The sequence below is a fragment of the Pseudomonas sp. Pseusp16 genome, assembly GCF_047324915.1.
GTDB classification, from domain to species: domain Bacteria; phylum Pseudomonadota; class Gammaproteobacteria; order Pseudomonadales; family Pseudomonadaceae; genus Aquipseudomonas; species Aquipseudomonas fluorescens_CD.
The window spans coordinates 5,821,785-5,835,809 of the sequence record NZ_CP168522.1 but is presented as its reverse complement, the minus strand read 5'-3'; the positions used below and the strand labels follow the sequence as shown (position 1 = coordinate 5,835,809).

At 61.9% G+C, this 14,025-nt stretch carries 9 protein-coding genes; 3 read left to right on the top strand and 6 right to left on the bottom strand.

Annotated features, from left to right (window positions below):
- Positions 1-275: 275 nt before the first annotated feature.
- From ACEN8Q_RS26480 to ACEN8Q_RS26455, 6 genes are read right to left on the bottom strand one after another with little or no spacing between them, the layout of a single operon-like run.
- Positions 276-1,088, bottom strand: coding sequence for a YfaP family protein (locus ACEN8Q_RS26480; protein ID WP_413423585.1), 813 nt, complete (start codon positions 1,086-1,088; stop codon positions 276-278).
- 3 nt (positions 1,089-1,091) lie between these two features.
- A complete protein-coding gene (locus ACEN8Q_RS26475; RefSeq protein ID WP_413705518.1) occupies positions 1,092-2,696 on the bottom strand; it encodes a DUF2300 domain-containing protein in 1,605 nt (534 codons plus the stop codon).
- 16 nt (positions 2,697-2,712) lie between these two features.
- A complete protein-coding gene (locus tag ACEN8Q_RS26470) occupies positions 2,713-7,278 on the bottom strand; it encodes an alpha-2-macroglobulin family protein (RefSeq protein ID WP_413703949.1) in 4,566 nt (1,521 codons plus the stop codon).
- Positions 7,275-7,913 (bottom strand): DUF1175 domain-containing protein, encoded by a 639-nt coding sequence (locus ACEN8Q_RS26465; RefSeq protein WP_413703948.1) that lies wholly within the window; start codon positions 7,911-7,913, stop codon positions 7,275-7,277. Before ACEN8Q_RS26465 ends, ACEN8Q_RS26470 begins: the two co-directional genes overlap by 4 nt.
- A complete protein-coding gene (locus ACEN8Q_RS26460; protein ID WP_413427357.1) occupies positions 7,910-9,622 on the bottom strand; it encodes a DUF2138 domain-containing protein in 1,713 nt (570 codons plus the stop codon). The genes ACEN8Q_RS26465 and ACEN8Q_RS26460 overlap by 4 nt, the downstream gene beginning before the upstream one ends.
- A 39-nt stretch (positions 9,623-9,661) precedes the next feature.
- Positions 9,662-10,453, bottom strand: a complete 792-nt coding sequence (locus ACEN8Q_RS26455) for a YfaP family protein (protein WP_413427358.1) — start codon at positions 10,451-10,453, stop codon at positions 9,662-9,664.
- A 413-nt stretch (positions 10,454-10,866) separates the two neighbouring features.
- On the opposite strand from ACEN8Q_RS26455, the gene ACEN8Q_RS26450 reads away from it, so the two are divergent.
- From ACEN8Q_RS26450 to dxs, 3 genes are all read left to right on the top strand, one after another.
- The gene (locus tag ACEN8Q_RS26450) at positions 10,867-11,109 is read left to right on the top strand and encodes an exodeoxyribonuclease VII small subunit (protein ID WP_007970180.1); all 243 of its coding nucleotides are present in this window, start codon (positions 10,867-10,869) and stop codon (positions 11,107-11,109) included.
- Positions 11,106-11,993: a (2E,6E)-farnesyl diphosphate synthase gene (ispA, locus tag ACEN8Q_RS26445; RefSeq protein ID WP_413427359.1), complete on the top strand. Its 888-nt coding sequence runs from the start codon at positions 11,106-11,108 to the stop codon at positions 11,991-11,993. The genes ACEN8Q_RS26450 and ispA overlap by 4 nt, the downstream gene beginning before the upstream one ends.
- Before the next feature lie 91 nt (positions 11,994-12,084).
- On the top strand, positions 12,085-13,983 hold the full coding sequence (dxs, locus tag ACEN8Q_RS26440) for a 1-deoxy-D-xylulose-5-phosphate synthase (RefSeq protein ID WP_413703947.1): 1,899 nt from the start codon (positions 12,085-12,087) through the stop codon (positions 13,981-13,983).
- Positions 13,984-14,025 lie beyond the last annotated feature (42 nt).

The window sequence follows — 14,025 nt, the reverse complement described above, 5'->3', positions numbered from 1 at the left end:
GGCGCCAGGCTTAGGACCCAGGACAAACCTGACCAAACGGCGATCAGTAGCAAGATCGCATGCCTCGCGGAAACCGAGTGGGGGGATAAATGGGGGGACAGCTATAAAAAACTTGCTAATCACCAGCAAAATACGGCATAAATCTAATAATAAAGCCGGCCACAAGCCGGCTTTTTAATGCCTGAAAGAAAGTGAACTGCTCAGCACTTGAATTTGTCGCAGCACTGCTGCGACAAGTAAAACGAATAGTGTCAGCACTGCTGTCACTATCCCCCTCACGGATAACTAAACCCCTTCACCAACGTCAGCTCCCCCACCGCACGCATCGGCACCAGGAACGTCTCCATCTTCTCGCTCGGCGTCCCCTCTTCGGTAATCACCGTTACCTGCGCCGTGGTCAGCGCTTGCACCGCGTCTTCCTGCCCCTCCTCATCACTGCTGTACCCGCCACCGAAGTAGTTCACATACACCAGATATTGCCCCTTGATCGGCGCGGGCATGGCGAAAATTTCCGGGCCGTAGCCGGTGGTGACGTCGACGTCGAGCGCTGCGCCGTTGGGGACGACGCGGTCGCCGTACCAGATGTGCGCGCCGTCGGGGGTGATGAGGTGCAGGTCGAGATCGGTATTGTCGCTGTCCCAGGACAGCAATACGCGCAACTTGGCCGGGGTCGCGCCACCGCTGCTGTTGAGCAATTGCGTGCGGTGACGTTGTTGGCCATCAGGGCTGCGAACCTCGACGCTGTTGCTGCCGTTGGGGAATGAAAACGGGCGGTCGAAACGGCCGGCCGGGTCGATTTTCAGCGGCATGCTCACCCCGTTGACGATCAGTCGACCGGGCTCTGTCGATTTGGCTGTGGCCTTGATCTGCCCGCTGATGCGAGCGGTATTGGCCTGCCCTGTCGGGGTGTTCACCGACGAGGCCGGGTAGTTGACGGTTTGCCGGAAGCTTTCCCCTTCGCCCTCGGGCGCGCCGGTGCGCCAGCCACCTGCGGGGGTGTCGAGCTTGACGCTGTCGGCCGCCATCACCGATGACAGCGCCACCAGCGAACAGAGCAACAGCAAGACCTGTGGATAACGGAGTTTCATGGCCTATTCCAGCAAGAGGTGGCGGGCGAGCCCTTCGATGTAGGTTTCATCCTGGCCGTTGGGGTGTGCTTCGAAGGCCAGGTGCAGGTATTCGTGGGTCAGGTCGAGGCGGTCTTGCAGTGTCTGCGCGCCACGCACGTAGATTCGCTGACGTTCGCGGTCGACATAGGGGCGACCGAAGGCAAGGCGGCATACGGCGAAGGTGCTGACTTCGTTGTAGCCCGTTTCGCTTTCAAGCATTGGGCGCCAGCCGCGCCGTTGTTTCTGCAGCCATTCCTGTGCGGCGGGCAATGCTTCGCAGGACGCGACCGGGTTGTCCCAGCGGCTGAGACTGGCGCGCGGGTAGGCGTGCATCAGGATGGCGTCGTAGCGCTGACCGGCCTGGGCCTGAGTGACGGCTTGCTGCCAGGACAGTCTGTCCGGGCCGGGTTGATCGGAATGGTAGGTGACGGTGCTGCCGGTCAGGACCAGGTCGCTGGTCCACGCGGCGATGTCGCGAGCCCCGGGCGCCGCCGGACGCGGCGCGACCCGCTGCCGGCTGCTGCTGTCGTCGATGCTCAGGCAGTCACCACGGCGCGTGGCGTTTTGCAGCAGGTACGTGCGGATGGCCACGGCCAGGGCTTTGGCGGCTTCGACCGGTTCGGCGCTGGCTTCGCGCTGGAGAACACGGGCAACGTACTCTTCGCGATCCAGGCGAGCCACGAGCTTGTCGTTCAGCAGAAACAGTTCGCCGTCGCTGTGGATATCCAGCGCATTACCGTTGGCGAATTCAACGCGGTAGTCGCCCTGCAACGCTCCGGAAGTCACCGCGGTGCCCTCCGAAAGCACGCGCCGAAGCGGGTAGCGGGAGAACAGGTCGACTTCTACGCATTTCCCTGCATCCGCAGGCCATGCAACAGGCATCGCCGTAGACAATGCCTGTGCGTAATCACGCAGTACCCGCTGACTGGTGCCCCGTCCTCCGGCCCAGACCGGAGTGCCATCCGCCACCCAACCGGCAAACCCGCCCTGGCGCGAGGTTGCATCCTGATCCGCCAACCAGCTCCAGGTCTTCACCCGCAGGCGGCTTCCGAGTTCGCCGACGACATGGCCATCAGCGGCATTAAGCACCACATCGAGCAACACACGCCGGGCTTGATCCTGTGCTGGCAGTACCGAAAGCACCTTCAACAACTCTGCCACTGAAACCCGAGTAGCAGGTTGCAGCTTAGGCAAGTCCAGCAACCATCGCGGCGCCTGCCGCGTCTGCCAATAGGCTCGCCAGTCGGCATCGCTGATGCCCAACCGCGCGGGTTCGAAATACAAACCGCATGACTTCACCAACGCCTGATCGCGCTCGATCCTGCCGCCTGCCGTGCAGCAATAAACCTCGTCCTTCGACTGGCCGCGACATTCATAAGGCGACTCGTGTGCACCGCTATCGACCAGCCAGGCGTAGACGAACAACTTCCACACGCTGCCCAGCGGCGTCTGCAACGTCTGCGGCAGCGGCTCGCGGCTGATCACCTGAGTTCGATTCAACGACAGCAAATCATCCTTGAAAGCCAGGCGCAGCGGTTCGTCCTGCGCTGTCGCCAGCGCAGGGATCAAACACAGCAGACAAGCCATCAGAAGCCTGTGCACGTCAGTGAACCGTGACCTGGCCAAGGGCTGGCTTTTGTTCCATCGCCTGATGCTGCGGCGCATACACTTGGGTGAATCGCACCGGCGGCAAGTTGAACTGCCCCTTCTGCGAGAATCGCACCAGATGCCGCAGACGCAATTCGCCACTCAAGGCGTCGACCGGAACGGCATAAGCCATTTGCCCCGGTTCGAACCGCGCCTTCTCCAGCGCTGTCGGCTCGGTGCCGGCCTTGCCCATGAGCTTGATGCCCCAGGTCGTGCGCTCGACATCCGCGCCCGGTGGCAACGGCACTTCCAGCAGGCCGTAGCGCAGCGGTCTGGTGGCTTTGCTGGTGACGATCACTTCGTCGAGATAAAGGTTATCGCTGGACAGCGGCGCGTTGCCGACCGCCTCGAGCTTGAAGGTGAAGGCTTCATCCCCCGGTACCAGACGCGACAGGCGACGGGTGATGGTCACGGCCATCGGATCGACCACAGGCTGCTGGCTCCGGTAGCTCAATGCTGCACGCAGCGGACGCTCTTGCGCGCCGGTCAGTGACAACACGTTCGGCAACTGTGCGCCTTGCCAAACCCAATAGGTCTCGCCGGTAGCGCCCTGTTCCGGCTTCCAGCCCTCGCCCGGTTTCAAAGCAACGGCCGGCGCGGCCTGCTCGATGCTGTGTTGTAGCCAGGTCAACGCCAACGCACGTTCCAGCGTGGATTGCTGCGGCAGCAAACGCTGCAGCAATGCCTGAACGTGAGCCTGATCGAAGGGTTGCAGCGACAGGTTCAGCGCTTCGGCAAACGGCTGGGAACTGACTGCCAGACGCTGTTGTGCGTCGGCCAGTTGCCGCTTGAAAGCGTCCGGCAGATTGACCTTCGACTGCTTGGCCAACGAGGCGGTCAAGACGCGTGCTGCGGCCAGGCCCAGCGCCGAATCCGGATCGCTCATGACGAGGCTGTCTTCGCCGTCCTCCAGCAGGTTGGCGGCATTACCCTCGCCGGCCTTCGCCAGATCGTCCATCAAACCGCTGAGCAAGGTGTTCACCGGCAATTGCATCTGTTTGGCAAACGACAGAATCAGCGCCCGCTGCAACAGCGGCGTGTTGTTCGCCTGTTTGGCGTAGACCTCCAGCACCCGCTGCCAATGCTCCGGCGGCAGGCTCAGTTCCAGCACCTGACTGGCGTGCCAGTCGGCGTAATAGGCGTAGGCGGTGAGGAACGCATCTGGCTCGCCGTCCATGCCCCACCAGGTGAAGCATGCCGAAGGGCCGGCCATTTGTATCAGGCGCAGGCGACTGTTTTGCATGATCAGGCGCAAGCGATCGCGGATCTGCGGATTCGTCGCCAGCGTCGGGTAGGCGATGCTCAACGGCAACAGGCGACTGGCCGTCTGCTCGACGCCCTCGTAGGGGTAGCTCAACAGGTCGTCGAGGGCAGAACGGAACAATGCTTGCGGACTGTCATCCAGACGCAGGCGAACATCACTGGCGTCTGCCGGCAACGTCAGCGGCGTATCGCCCCCGCCCACTTCGAGACTCTGCGATTGCGTCACTTGCCAGCCTTCACCGGTCGCGGTCAGGCGCACCGCCAGGGCATCAGCGGTTTTGCCGTCCTGCACCAGCTCGGCGCTCCACTCGCCATTCGCCAGCTCAAAGGCCGGCAACGGGATGTAGTTGATGCCGCTGTTCAAGGTCAATGGCACGCGCTGCTCGTTGCCGGCGTAATGCGTCACCAGTTCGGCCTTGACCGGTTTCTCGGTCTGGCTGAAAGCAAATACGCCAAGGTCCGGTTTGTCGCCGGCGCGGAATCGGCTCGGCCCGCTCCACTTCAGGTACAGCGGTTTTTCCGAGCGGACGAATTGCTTCTTCTGCCCGACCTGACCGTCATCGGCGATGGCCCTGGCGGTGATGCGCCAGCGGGTCAGGGAGTCGGGCATCTTGAAGGTGAAGCGGGTTTTGCCGTTGGCATCGGTCAGCAATTCAGGCTGCCACGCAGCCGTGTCGACGTCCTCGCGACGCGGCCGCTCCAGCACCTTCACGCCGCGCTCGCTGCGATTGGCCTTGCCCGGTGCACCGGGGCTGCCCGGCAAGGCGACGTCATAACTGATGAACGACAGACTGGCGCTGGTGCGCACGTTGTTACGCCGTGGGTGATAGAAGAACTGGTCGATGCTCGGCGCGACTTCAGGTTGCAGGGCGTAGACCATTTCATCGACGACGCTGACCGTCAGGTGCGCGGGCATCGGCTTGCCGGCGAACCGGGTGGTCAGGTCCACCGAGACGGTTTCACCCGGCTGGTAGGTTTCCTTATCAGTGGCGATGGCCACGTCGATCTGTGGCGTGATCACCTTGATGCCGGCGTTCTGGAAACTGTACTGGCCGCCCTTGGTGTACAGCACCGAGAAGGTCAGGTTCGGTGCGAAACCGTCCTTCACCGGGATGCGCGCGCGGTATTGGGTATCGCTGAGTTTTTCCATCTTCAGCCAGTCGCCGCCCCTGGACAGCAACGCGGTCGCCTCGACCTTGTCGCGCTCCAGTGACAGCAAGGCATCGCTGACCGGTTCCGGGAAAGTGATCAACGCCAGCGCTTCATCGCCGGCCTGGTACTCGGGTTTGTCGAGGACGATTTCCACCGTGCCGGGTACGGCCTTGACACCTTCGCCGGTGACCGAATGCCCGGTGGCGCCGACCACACGACCGTGCTCATCCTTGAGCATCAGGTTGTAGGTGCCCGGCCGGTCAAAGGCCAGGGTGAAACCTTTGTCGGTTGCCGCGAGTTTGCCTTCGCCGGTGCTCTGGTCCTCCAGGCGCACCCAGCCGTAACTGCCAGGCGCAACGGCTTCGACCTGCTCGCCTTCGCGGGTATAGCTGAAGGCTACCTTGTCACCCACCGCGCTGAAGCGCCGGGGCGCACTCAAGCGGAAATTGGCCGCACCGCGATCGATGAGGATTTCCTTGGTGGTCTTGACCCGATACGCCGCGCCGTCGCTGGCAAACACCGTGAGCATGTAGCGACTCGGTTTATCGACGGCCGGCAAATCGAGGGACGCGTTGCCCTTGGCATCGGTGGTCAATTCGGTACTGGTCAGCTCCACCGGAAATTGCCCGAGGTATTGCAGTTCGTTGTCGACCATCGACAGCTGTTGAGCGCGCAGGCTCAGGCTCAATTTCGCATTGGCCACCGGTTTTCCGTCCGGGTACAGCAACACAAGGCTACCCTTGACCGGTTCGCCAGTACGGTAATCCTGTTTGGCCAGATTGAGCGAAATCTCGAAGTGCGGCTTGATGTATTCGGCGACGCGGAAGGCGCTGCTGTAGGCCTGATCCCTGTAGTTGAACCGCAGTTCATAACCACCGGCCACGGCGTTGTCCGGCAACTGGAAACGGCCCTGGGTGCCGGCCCTGGAATCGAGCTTCAAATCGAGGGATTGCAGCGCCGTGCCAGTCGCATCGAGCACGGTCACGTTGATGTCGGCAGCGGTTGGCTGCACCGAGTCCCGCGCGTTCTTGAATTCACGTCCGACGATTTTCAGCGACACCCAATCCCCCGGCCGATACAACGGCCGGTCGGTGAAGGCATAGAGTTTGGTGTCGTAGATTTCGCTGTCGTAGTAGAAATTTTCGGAGACGAACACCCCGCCCTCTTCGTCCTCGCCGATCACGAACGAACGCTCGGGGCTGACGTGTTTCAGGCGCAGCAAGCCGTCGCTATCCGTGGCGCCGCTGCTCATCACGCCGAGGCCATCGGTCCACAACACATTGACCTTCGGCACCGAACTCCCTTCGTGTTTGCGCGCAGCCCACACCAGCAATTCGTCACCGGCAACCTTGCTCACCGCCACGGTGTTGGAGACGAACACCATGGTCGTCGCGCGGTACTTGCCGATCAGCGCTTCCACCAGATACAGACCCGGTTTGAGATTGCCCAACGGGATGTACAGGTTGCCCGGCGCGACACTGACGAACTCACTGGAAGAACCGGCCAGGTTCACCCCGGCAGGTGGCTGGATCGGCTTGGCCTGCCACAGCGGATAACGGAACTGGCTGACCACCGGCAAACCCGGTATCAGCGCGAATTGCGGCTGTGCATCGTAGGGCGTTGGCGCGGCCATCGCATTGCCCATCTTCAGTTCCGGCACTTGCTCGGTGACTTGTTTACGCGACTCGTATGAAAACGCCCTCTGCATCACCCGACGGGATTTGCGATACCAGTTGTCCCACAGGTAAGCGAGGGTGTTGGACAGACCTTCACCCTTGAACTGGCCATCACTGACCACCCGATGCAGGTTCTTCTGGCGCTTGAGGAAATCCAGCGGCTTGTCGATGCGATACACGCGAATGTCGGCGCCGCCGTAGGGTTCCATGCGAAACCGGCGATAGTCGCGACCCGGCGCTTCGAGGCGCACCATCGCCTGTTCGTCGCTGGCAAAACTGCTGTCGGCCAGCAGGAAAAAACTCTCGCCGGCCACCGGTGTATAACCGCTAGGCGCAACGGAATCATCCGCACGGACCGCCGACACGGACAAAAACAGGACTAGCAGCAACGGCAATTTCGAGCACAGGCGCAGCATGCGGGCTCCGTTCATTGGGAGAGAAAATTCAGTCGATAGATGCCGATGAAGTTGGGGTTGGCTGCGTCGGGTATCCATCGGGTGTCCTTCCATGTCATGAGTTGCTGCAGGCTTGCCGAACGCATGCCGTTGTCGGTGGGAGTGGTGGTGCCGGTGTGATAGGCGATGTAACGGCCCATCCAGATCATCAGGTGCTGGTCGTCGCCCTGATCGAAAAACATCAGGTCGCCAGGGCGCGCTTGAGCCACATCACGGCTGACCAGATGGCTGTTGAACTGGATCAATTTGATCGCATTGACGTACGGCCCGACCTTGCCGCCGCCCTGCTGCCATTGCTGGGCGAGACCGCGCTGGGCATCGCTCAACTGCAGCTCCGGCGGCAGGTAGCGATTGGACAGGCCATTGCTGCGCAGCCATTTGTCGTCATGCACTTTCAGCGCTTCGTTAGCCGCGAAGCGCACCAGCCCGGCGCAGTCTTGCTGATACCAGCGCGGGCTCGGGCCCTGGCTCAGTTGCTCCTGGGCGATGCGCACGAACCAGGCGCGAAATACCTGGGATTGCTGTGGGTCGAGCGGTGGTGTCTCGACGGCTCGGGCGCCCGCGCTCAGCAATAACGCCAGCAGGCCGAGACTGCGGATCAATGCCGTCACAGGGCTTTCCACTCCAGCGGCAGCCACTGCCAATGGCCGTCGGGCTCGCTGCCTTCGGGCAAGGTCAGGGCGTATTTGCCGTAACCGCCGAGCTTGCGCAGTTTCGGGATCAGGTAAGTTTGCGCAGCGTTGTAGAACACCGGTTCCATGTCCTGGGGCAGGCTGTCGAGGGTTTCCTGCTGCATCAGTTGCGCCATGGAGTCCGGGCCGAAATACACCGGCATCAGCAGGTCTTTGGGCACCACGTCGGCCATCGGCGGGAAGCGTTTGTCGAGGGTACCGAGGGCCTTGTCCACCAGCTTGTCGTCGAGGGAAAACAGCAACGTTGAACCGTGGCGCGCCAGGCTCACTTTCATGAACGCCTTGCCGGTGATGGCGTCGGGGTTTTCGGCCTCTTTGGCCGCATAGGGACCGAAGCTGGAGCTGACCTGGCGTTGCCACTGGCGACTCTGGCCTGCCTGTTTTTCCACCACCGGGAAGGCACCGTCTTCGACGTTGTTCTCGTAGGCACCGACCATCGAGCCGAACAGGTTGCCCAAATCCCCATCGAGTTTGCCGCTGTCGTCAGCGTTGAGGCTGGCCACCAGCAAAGGCGTGTACAACCGTGAATCGGCATACCAGCACAGGCCCGCCGCACCGGCCATGTGTTCTGTCAGCGCCTGGGCTACCTTCTCCTCGGCACCGAGTTTCACCAGCAGCGGTTTCTGTTGTTCGGCCGCCAGCGGCAACGCCACGCAAGCGCTGGCCCCCATGGGCATGGCTTGCCAGATCGGTTTGAAATCGAAGTCCGGCTGATTCTCCAGTTCATCCATGGCCAGAAAACTGTGCCAGCCCTTGTCGTCCATGTCGAAGCGCAGGCCGGCAAAGTTCGGGATAAAACGCTGGTAACCCATGGCCAGCACGCTGGCATTCACCGACAGGCGCTGTTTCACTTGCGGTTCACGAGGCGCCAGGCCGAAGGCTTCGGGAAACAGTTTTTCGCCATTGAGCAGCGCAGCAATGGCCGTGGTCGACACGCTACCCGGTTCCTCCATTGCACCGCTTTGCGGATCGTAGAGTTTCGCCGGATTGGACAGCACCACCAGTTTGTCGCCATGGGATGCGAACAGCAGCGCCTTGCTGGCGTTGTAGTTGAGTTGATAGAGCGCCACGCCTTCGATGCCGACCTTCAGGTCAGCGACTTTGCTCAGCTGCGAGTCGTCCAGCGCGACTTTGGCCAGCGGCTCCAGCACCTTGGCCAGCCCGCCGCGATCCATCACCAGCAGGAAATCCTTGAGCCGCCCATCCGCCCCGCGCCACAACGCTACGTCGGCAGGCTGATCGAACAGCTGCTCGATCAAGGTGTCCTGCAGTTTCAGGTCGTGTTCGTAGATGATCCGCCGCAGGCTGCCGATCAACCCCAGACGATCGGCGTGGGTTTCGTAATAGAAGACAAAATCTTCGGTCAGGGTTTCCTTGAGGAACGGCACTGCCAGCAGGTCCTTGGGCAATTGGCTCAAGGAATGGGTTTCCAGCAAGCCATCAGGGCGACTCATACCCAGCTTGTCACTGGCCAACGCAGGCGCCGGGGCCTTGGGCTTGTGCATGAACCACCCGATCCCACCGGCCACGACTACGACCAGGCATAACCCGATCAGCAGCGTCGGCCAATGCACAGAAGATTTGGCCGCGGGGGCGCCAGCGGCTGGGGTAACAGTGCTATCACTCATGTTCACAAAACCCGATGTTCATCCGTGGAGCGGGGATGCTTAGTAGTTGAAAGTCTTGACCAGCAGCAGGTCGCCGATTGCGCGCAGGGGCACGATGAATGTCTCGCGCTTTTCATCGACGGTGTTTTCGTTGAGCACCAGATTGATCTGCGAGGTAATCACCTCGTTCTGGTTGCTGGCCTCATCGAAGTTATAGCCGCCGCTGCCGAAGTTGCCCCAATAGTTCACGTAAACCAGATAGGTGCCATGCAGCGGTGCGGTCATGGTGAACATTTCCGGACCCGGGCCATCGACGCCGTCAGGGTCGAGGCCGCCACCATTGGTCAAGGCCGGGTGCGCCCAGAAGGCATGCTGGCCATCGGGCGTGACGATGTGCAGGTCGAGTTCGGCCTTCGGATCGTCCCAACCCAGCACCACGCGAATCTTTGCCGGCGTGCGCAGGTTGTTGGCTTCGTAAAACTGAACGCGCTTGAGGGACTGGCCTTCGGCGCTGCGGACTTCAACGCTGTTGGAACCGGCACCAAACGCATAGGGCCGGGCAAAACGCCCTTGCTCGTCGGTATAGAGATTCAGCGGATTGCCGTTGACCGCCAACGTGTGCGGCCCGCGCTGAGTGCCGATGGCCTTGAGTCGGCCCTCGATCATCGTGCGATTGCGCTGCACGCCCCGGTCGATCGGCGGCGTGGGGTAGGCGACTTGCGGGTTTTCGCTACGGTCCAACAGACCGTTGAAACGCCAGCCGCCCACCGGTTCCGATAGCTCGGCATTCGGCGCGGCCAAAATCACCGGCGCGGTTGCCAACCCGATCAGCAGCAAAAGAAATGAGCGCATGTGACGCCTCCTGCCATGCATGACGAAACCTTGCGCCTGATCCTGGGCGCATTACAGATGGGGATACTGCGTTTCGTCTGAAAGACCCGTATCTTGCCGAGTCGAATATGATGCGAAGGTTAGACGTGCAGGTGTTTTTTAACAATCGGACGCATCTGGATTTGCGGGAGGAATCACAGCGCTGGGTGGACGATGAACCGAAATGCATCTGCCACCCTGTAGGAGCGAGCTTGCTCGCGATGAACGCAAGCACACCGCGTCAAATCAGACAGTACGCGTCATCGTTAACGACCATCGCGAGCAGTCTCGCTCCTACAGGGAGTTGAGCCAAACAGCCGATCCCCTCTCATTTGCCCATAAACCCCCTATCTGCTAGTGTCGCGCCGGTTTAACGTCAACCGGAAATCGCCGCCATGGCCCGCAAAAAAGCTGCACTGGATTTCGAACAGTCCCTCGCCGACCTGCAAACGCTGGTAGAGCGTCTGGAGAATGGCGAATTGTCGCTGGAGGACTCGCTGGCCGCTTTCGAGCAAGGCATTGGCCTGACCCGCGATTGCCAGGCGGCGCTGGCCCAGGCCGAACAAAAGGTTCAGGTGCTGCTCGAGCGTGATGGCGAGTTGGCCGAGGAACCCTTCGACGCGGATCAGCCAGAATGATTGCAGCGTACTCCGCCACCAGCCAGGCCCGCGTCAACGCAGCGCTGGAAACCCTGTTCACCGCACCGAGCCCCGAGCTGGCGCGGCTGTACGAAGCCATGCGCTACAGCGTGATGAATGGCGGCAAACGCGTGCGGCCACTGCTGGCCTATGCCGCGTGCGAAGCGTTGGGCAGCAAGGCCGAGCAAGCCAACGGTGCGGCCTGTGCGGTGGAATTGATCCACGCTTATTCGCTGGTGCATGACGATTTGCCGGCGATGGACGATGACGATCTGCGCCGCGGCCAGCCGACCACCCACAAGAAATTCGATGAAGCCTGCGCGATCCTCGCCGGCGACGGCTTGCAGAGCCTGGCCTTCAGCGCCCTGCTCGACCCACGTCTGAGCGCGTCGGATGCCGAAATCCGCCTGCAAATGGTCAGCGCCCTGGCACTGGCGGCAGGCCCGGCGGGCATGGTCGGCGGTCAGGCCATCGACCTCGGTTCGGTCGGTCTGAAGCTTGATCAGAAAGCCCTCGAGTACATGCACCGGCACAAGACCGGCGCATTGATCGAGGTCAGCGTCAAACTCGGCGCCCTGGCCAGCGGCCGTGCCGAGAAAGACGAACTCAAGTCCCTGCAGGCTTATGCACAGGCCATCGGCCTGGCATTCCAGGTGCAGGACGACATTCTCGACGTCGAAAGCGATACCGAGACCCTCGGCAAACGCCAGGGCGCCGACATTGCCCGGGACAAGCCGACTTACCCGGCCCTGCTCGGTCTGGACGCCGCCAAGGCCTATGCCCTGGAACTGCGCGACCAGGCCCTGCACGCCCTGCGACCGTTTGACGCAGCCGCCGAGCCGTTGCGTGATCTGGCCCGGTATATCGTCGATCGCCGCAGCTGACGGCGAATCCGTCAAAAAAGACCAACGCGTGGGCAGGGGACGATGCATCAGGTAAACTGCCGCATCTTTTATACCTATAACGATTCGCCTGATGCCCACGACGTTTCATGAGATTCCCCGCAAGCGCCCGACCACGCCCCTGCTCGACCGCGCGAACACGCCGGACGGCCTGCGCCGGTTAGGCGAAGCCGAGCTGGAAACCCTGGCCGATGAGTTGCGCCTGGAATTGCTCTACACGGTCGGCCAGACCGGTGGGCATTTCGGTGCAGGCCTGGGCGTCATCGAGCTGACCATCGCGCTGCATTACGTGTTCGACACCCCGGACGACCGGCTGGTGTGGGACGTGGGTCATCAGGCTTATCCGCACAAGATCCTCACCGGTCGCCGCGAACGCATGGCCACCCTGCGCCAGAAGGACGGCGTCGCGGCGTTCCCGCGCCGATCCGAGAGCGAGTACGACACCTTTGGCGTCGGCCACTCCAGCACGTCGATCAGTGCCGCGCTGGGCATGGCGATTGCCGCCCGCCTGCAAAACAGTGATCGCAAGGCCATCGCGGTGATCGGCGACGGTGCGTTGACCGCGGGCATGGCGTTCGAGGCACTGAACCATGCGCCGGAAGTGGACGCCAACATGCTGGTGATCCTCAACGACAACGACATGTCGATCTCGCGCAACGTCGGTGGCCTGTCGAACTATCTGGCGAAGATCCTTTCCAGCCGCACCTACGCGAGCATGCGCGAAGGCAGCAAGAAAGTGCTGTCGCGCCTGCCCGGCGCCTGGGAAATCGCCCGTCGCACCGAGGAATATGCCAAGGGCATGCTGGTTCCCGGCACCCTGTTCGAAGAGCTGGGCTGGAACTACATCGGCCCGATCGATGGCCACGACCTGCCGACCCTGATCGCCACCTTGCGCAACATGCGCGATCTGAAAGGTCCGCAGTTCCTGCACATCGTCACCAAGAAAGGCAAAGGTTTCGCCCCGGCGGAAGTCGACCCGATCGGTTACCACGCCATCACCAAGCTCGAACCGCTGGACGCCCCGGCTGCCGCGCCGAAAAAGGCCAGTGGGCCGAAATATTCCGGTGTGTTCGGCGAATGGTTGTGCGACATGGCGGCTGCCGATCCGCGTCTGGTCGGGATTACCCCGGCGATGAAGGAAGGCTCGGATCTGGTCGCGTTCAGCGAACGCTTCCCGCTGCGTTACTTCGACGTGGCCATTGCCGAGCAGCACGCCGTCACCCTCGCGGCCGGCATGGCCTGCGAAGGCGCCAAACCCGTGGTAGCGATTTATTCGACTTTCCTGCAGCGCGGCTACGACCAGTTGGTGCATGACGTCGCCGTGCAGAACCTCGACGTACTGTTCGCCATCGACCGCGCAGGCCTGGTGGGCGAAGACGGTCCGACCCACGCCGGCAGTTTCGATCTTTCGTACTTGCGCTGCATCCCCGGCATGCTGGTGATGACCCCGAGCGATGAAAACGAGCTGCGCAAAATGCTCTCCACCGGTCACCTGTATGAAGGCCCGGCGGCCGTGCGTTATCCACGCGGTAATGGCCCGAACGCGACCATCGAGAAAGACCTCGAACCGATCGAGATCGGCAAAGGCGTAGTCCGCCGCCAGGGCAGCAAAGTCGCCCTGCTGGTGTTCGGCGTGCAACTGGCCGAAGCCCTGAAAGTCGCAGAGACGCTGGACGCGACCGTGGTCGACATGCGTTTTGTCAAACCGCTGGATGAAGCGCTGGTTCGCGAAATCGCCGGCAGCCATGAGCTACTGGTCACTGTCGAGGAAAACGCGATCATGGGCGGCGCTGGCGGCGCTGTCAGCGAATTCCTCGCCCATGAAAACATCCTCAAGTCGGTGCTGCACCTGGGCTTGCCGGACATTTACGTCGAACACGCCAAGCCTGCGCAAATGCTGGCCGAGTGCGGGCTGGACGAGGCCGGGATCGAAGCGTCCATTCGCGAGCGCCTGCAACTGCTCAACCGCTAAATCTCTGGATGCATGCAATACCCTTGTGGGAGCGGGCTTGCT

Bases quoted from the DNA above. Each gene is read 5' to 3' on its own strand.
- ACEN8Q_RS26480 (WP_413423585.1), bottom strand. From the start codon at position 1,088: ATGAAACTCCGTTATCCACAGGTCTTGCTGTTGCTCTGTTCGCTGGTG.
- ACEN8Q_RS26475 (WP_413705518.1), bottom strand. From the start codon at position 2,696: ATGGCTTGTCTGCTGTGTTTGATCCCTGCGCTGGCGACAGCGCAGGAC.
- ACEN8Q_RS26470 (WP_413703949.1), bottom strand. From the start codon at position 7,278: ATGAACGGAGCCCGCATGCTGCGCCTGTGCTCGAAATTGCCGTTGCTG.
- ACEN8Q_RS26460 (WP_413427357.1), bottom strand. From the start codon at position 9,622: ATGAGTGATAGCACTGTTACCCCAGCCGCTGGCGCCCCCGCGGCCAAA.
- ACEN8Q_RS26455 (WP_413427358.1), bottom strand. From the start codon at position 10,453: ATGCGCTCATTTCTTTTGCTGCTGATCGGGTTGGCAACCGCGCCGGTG.
- ACEN8Q_RS26450 (WP_007970180.1), top strand. From the start codon at position 10,867: ATGGCCCGCAAAAAAGCTGCACTGGATTTCGAACAGTCCCTCGCCGAC.
- ispA (WP_413427359.1), top strand. From the start codon at position 11,106: ATGATTGCAGCGTACTCCGCCACCAGCCAGGCCCGCGTCAACGCAGCG.
- dxs (WP_413703947.1), top strand. From the start codon at position 12,085: ATGCCCACGACGTTTCATGAGATTCCCCGCAAGCGCCCGACCACGCCC.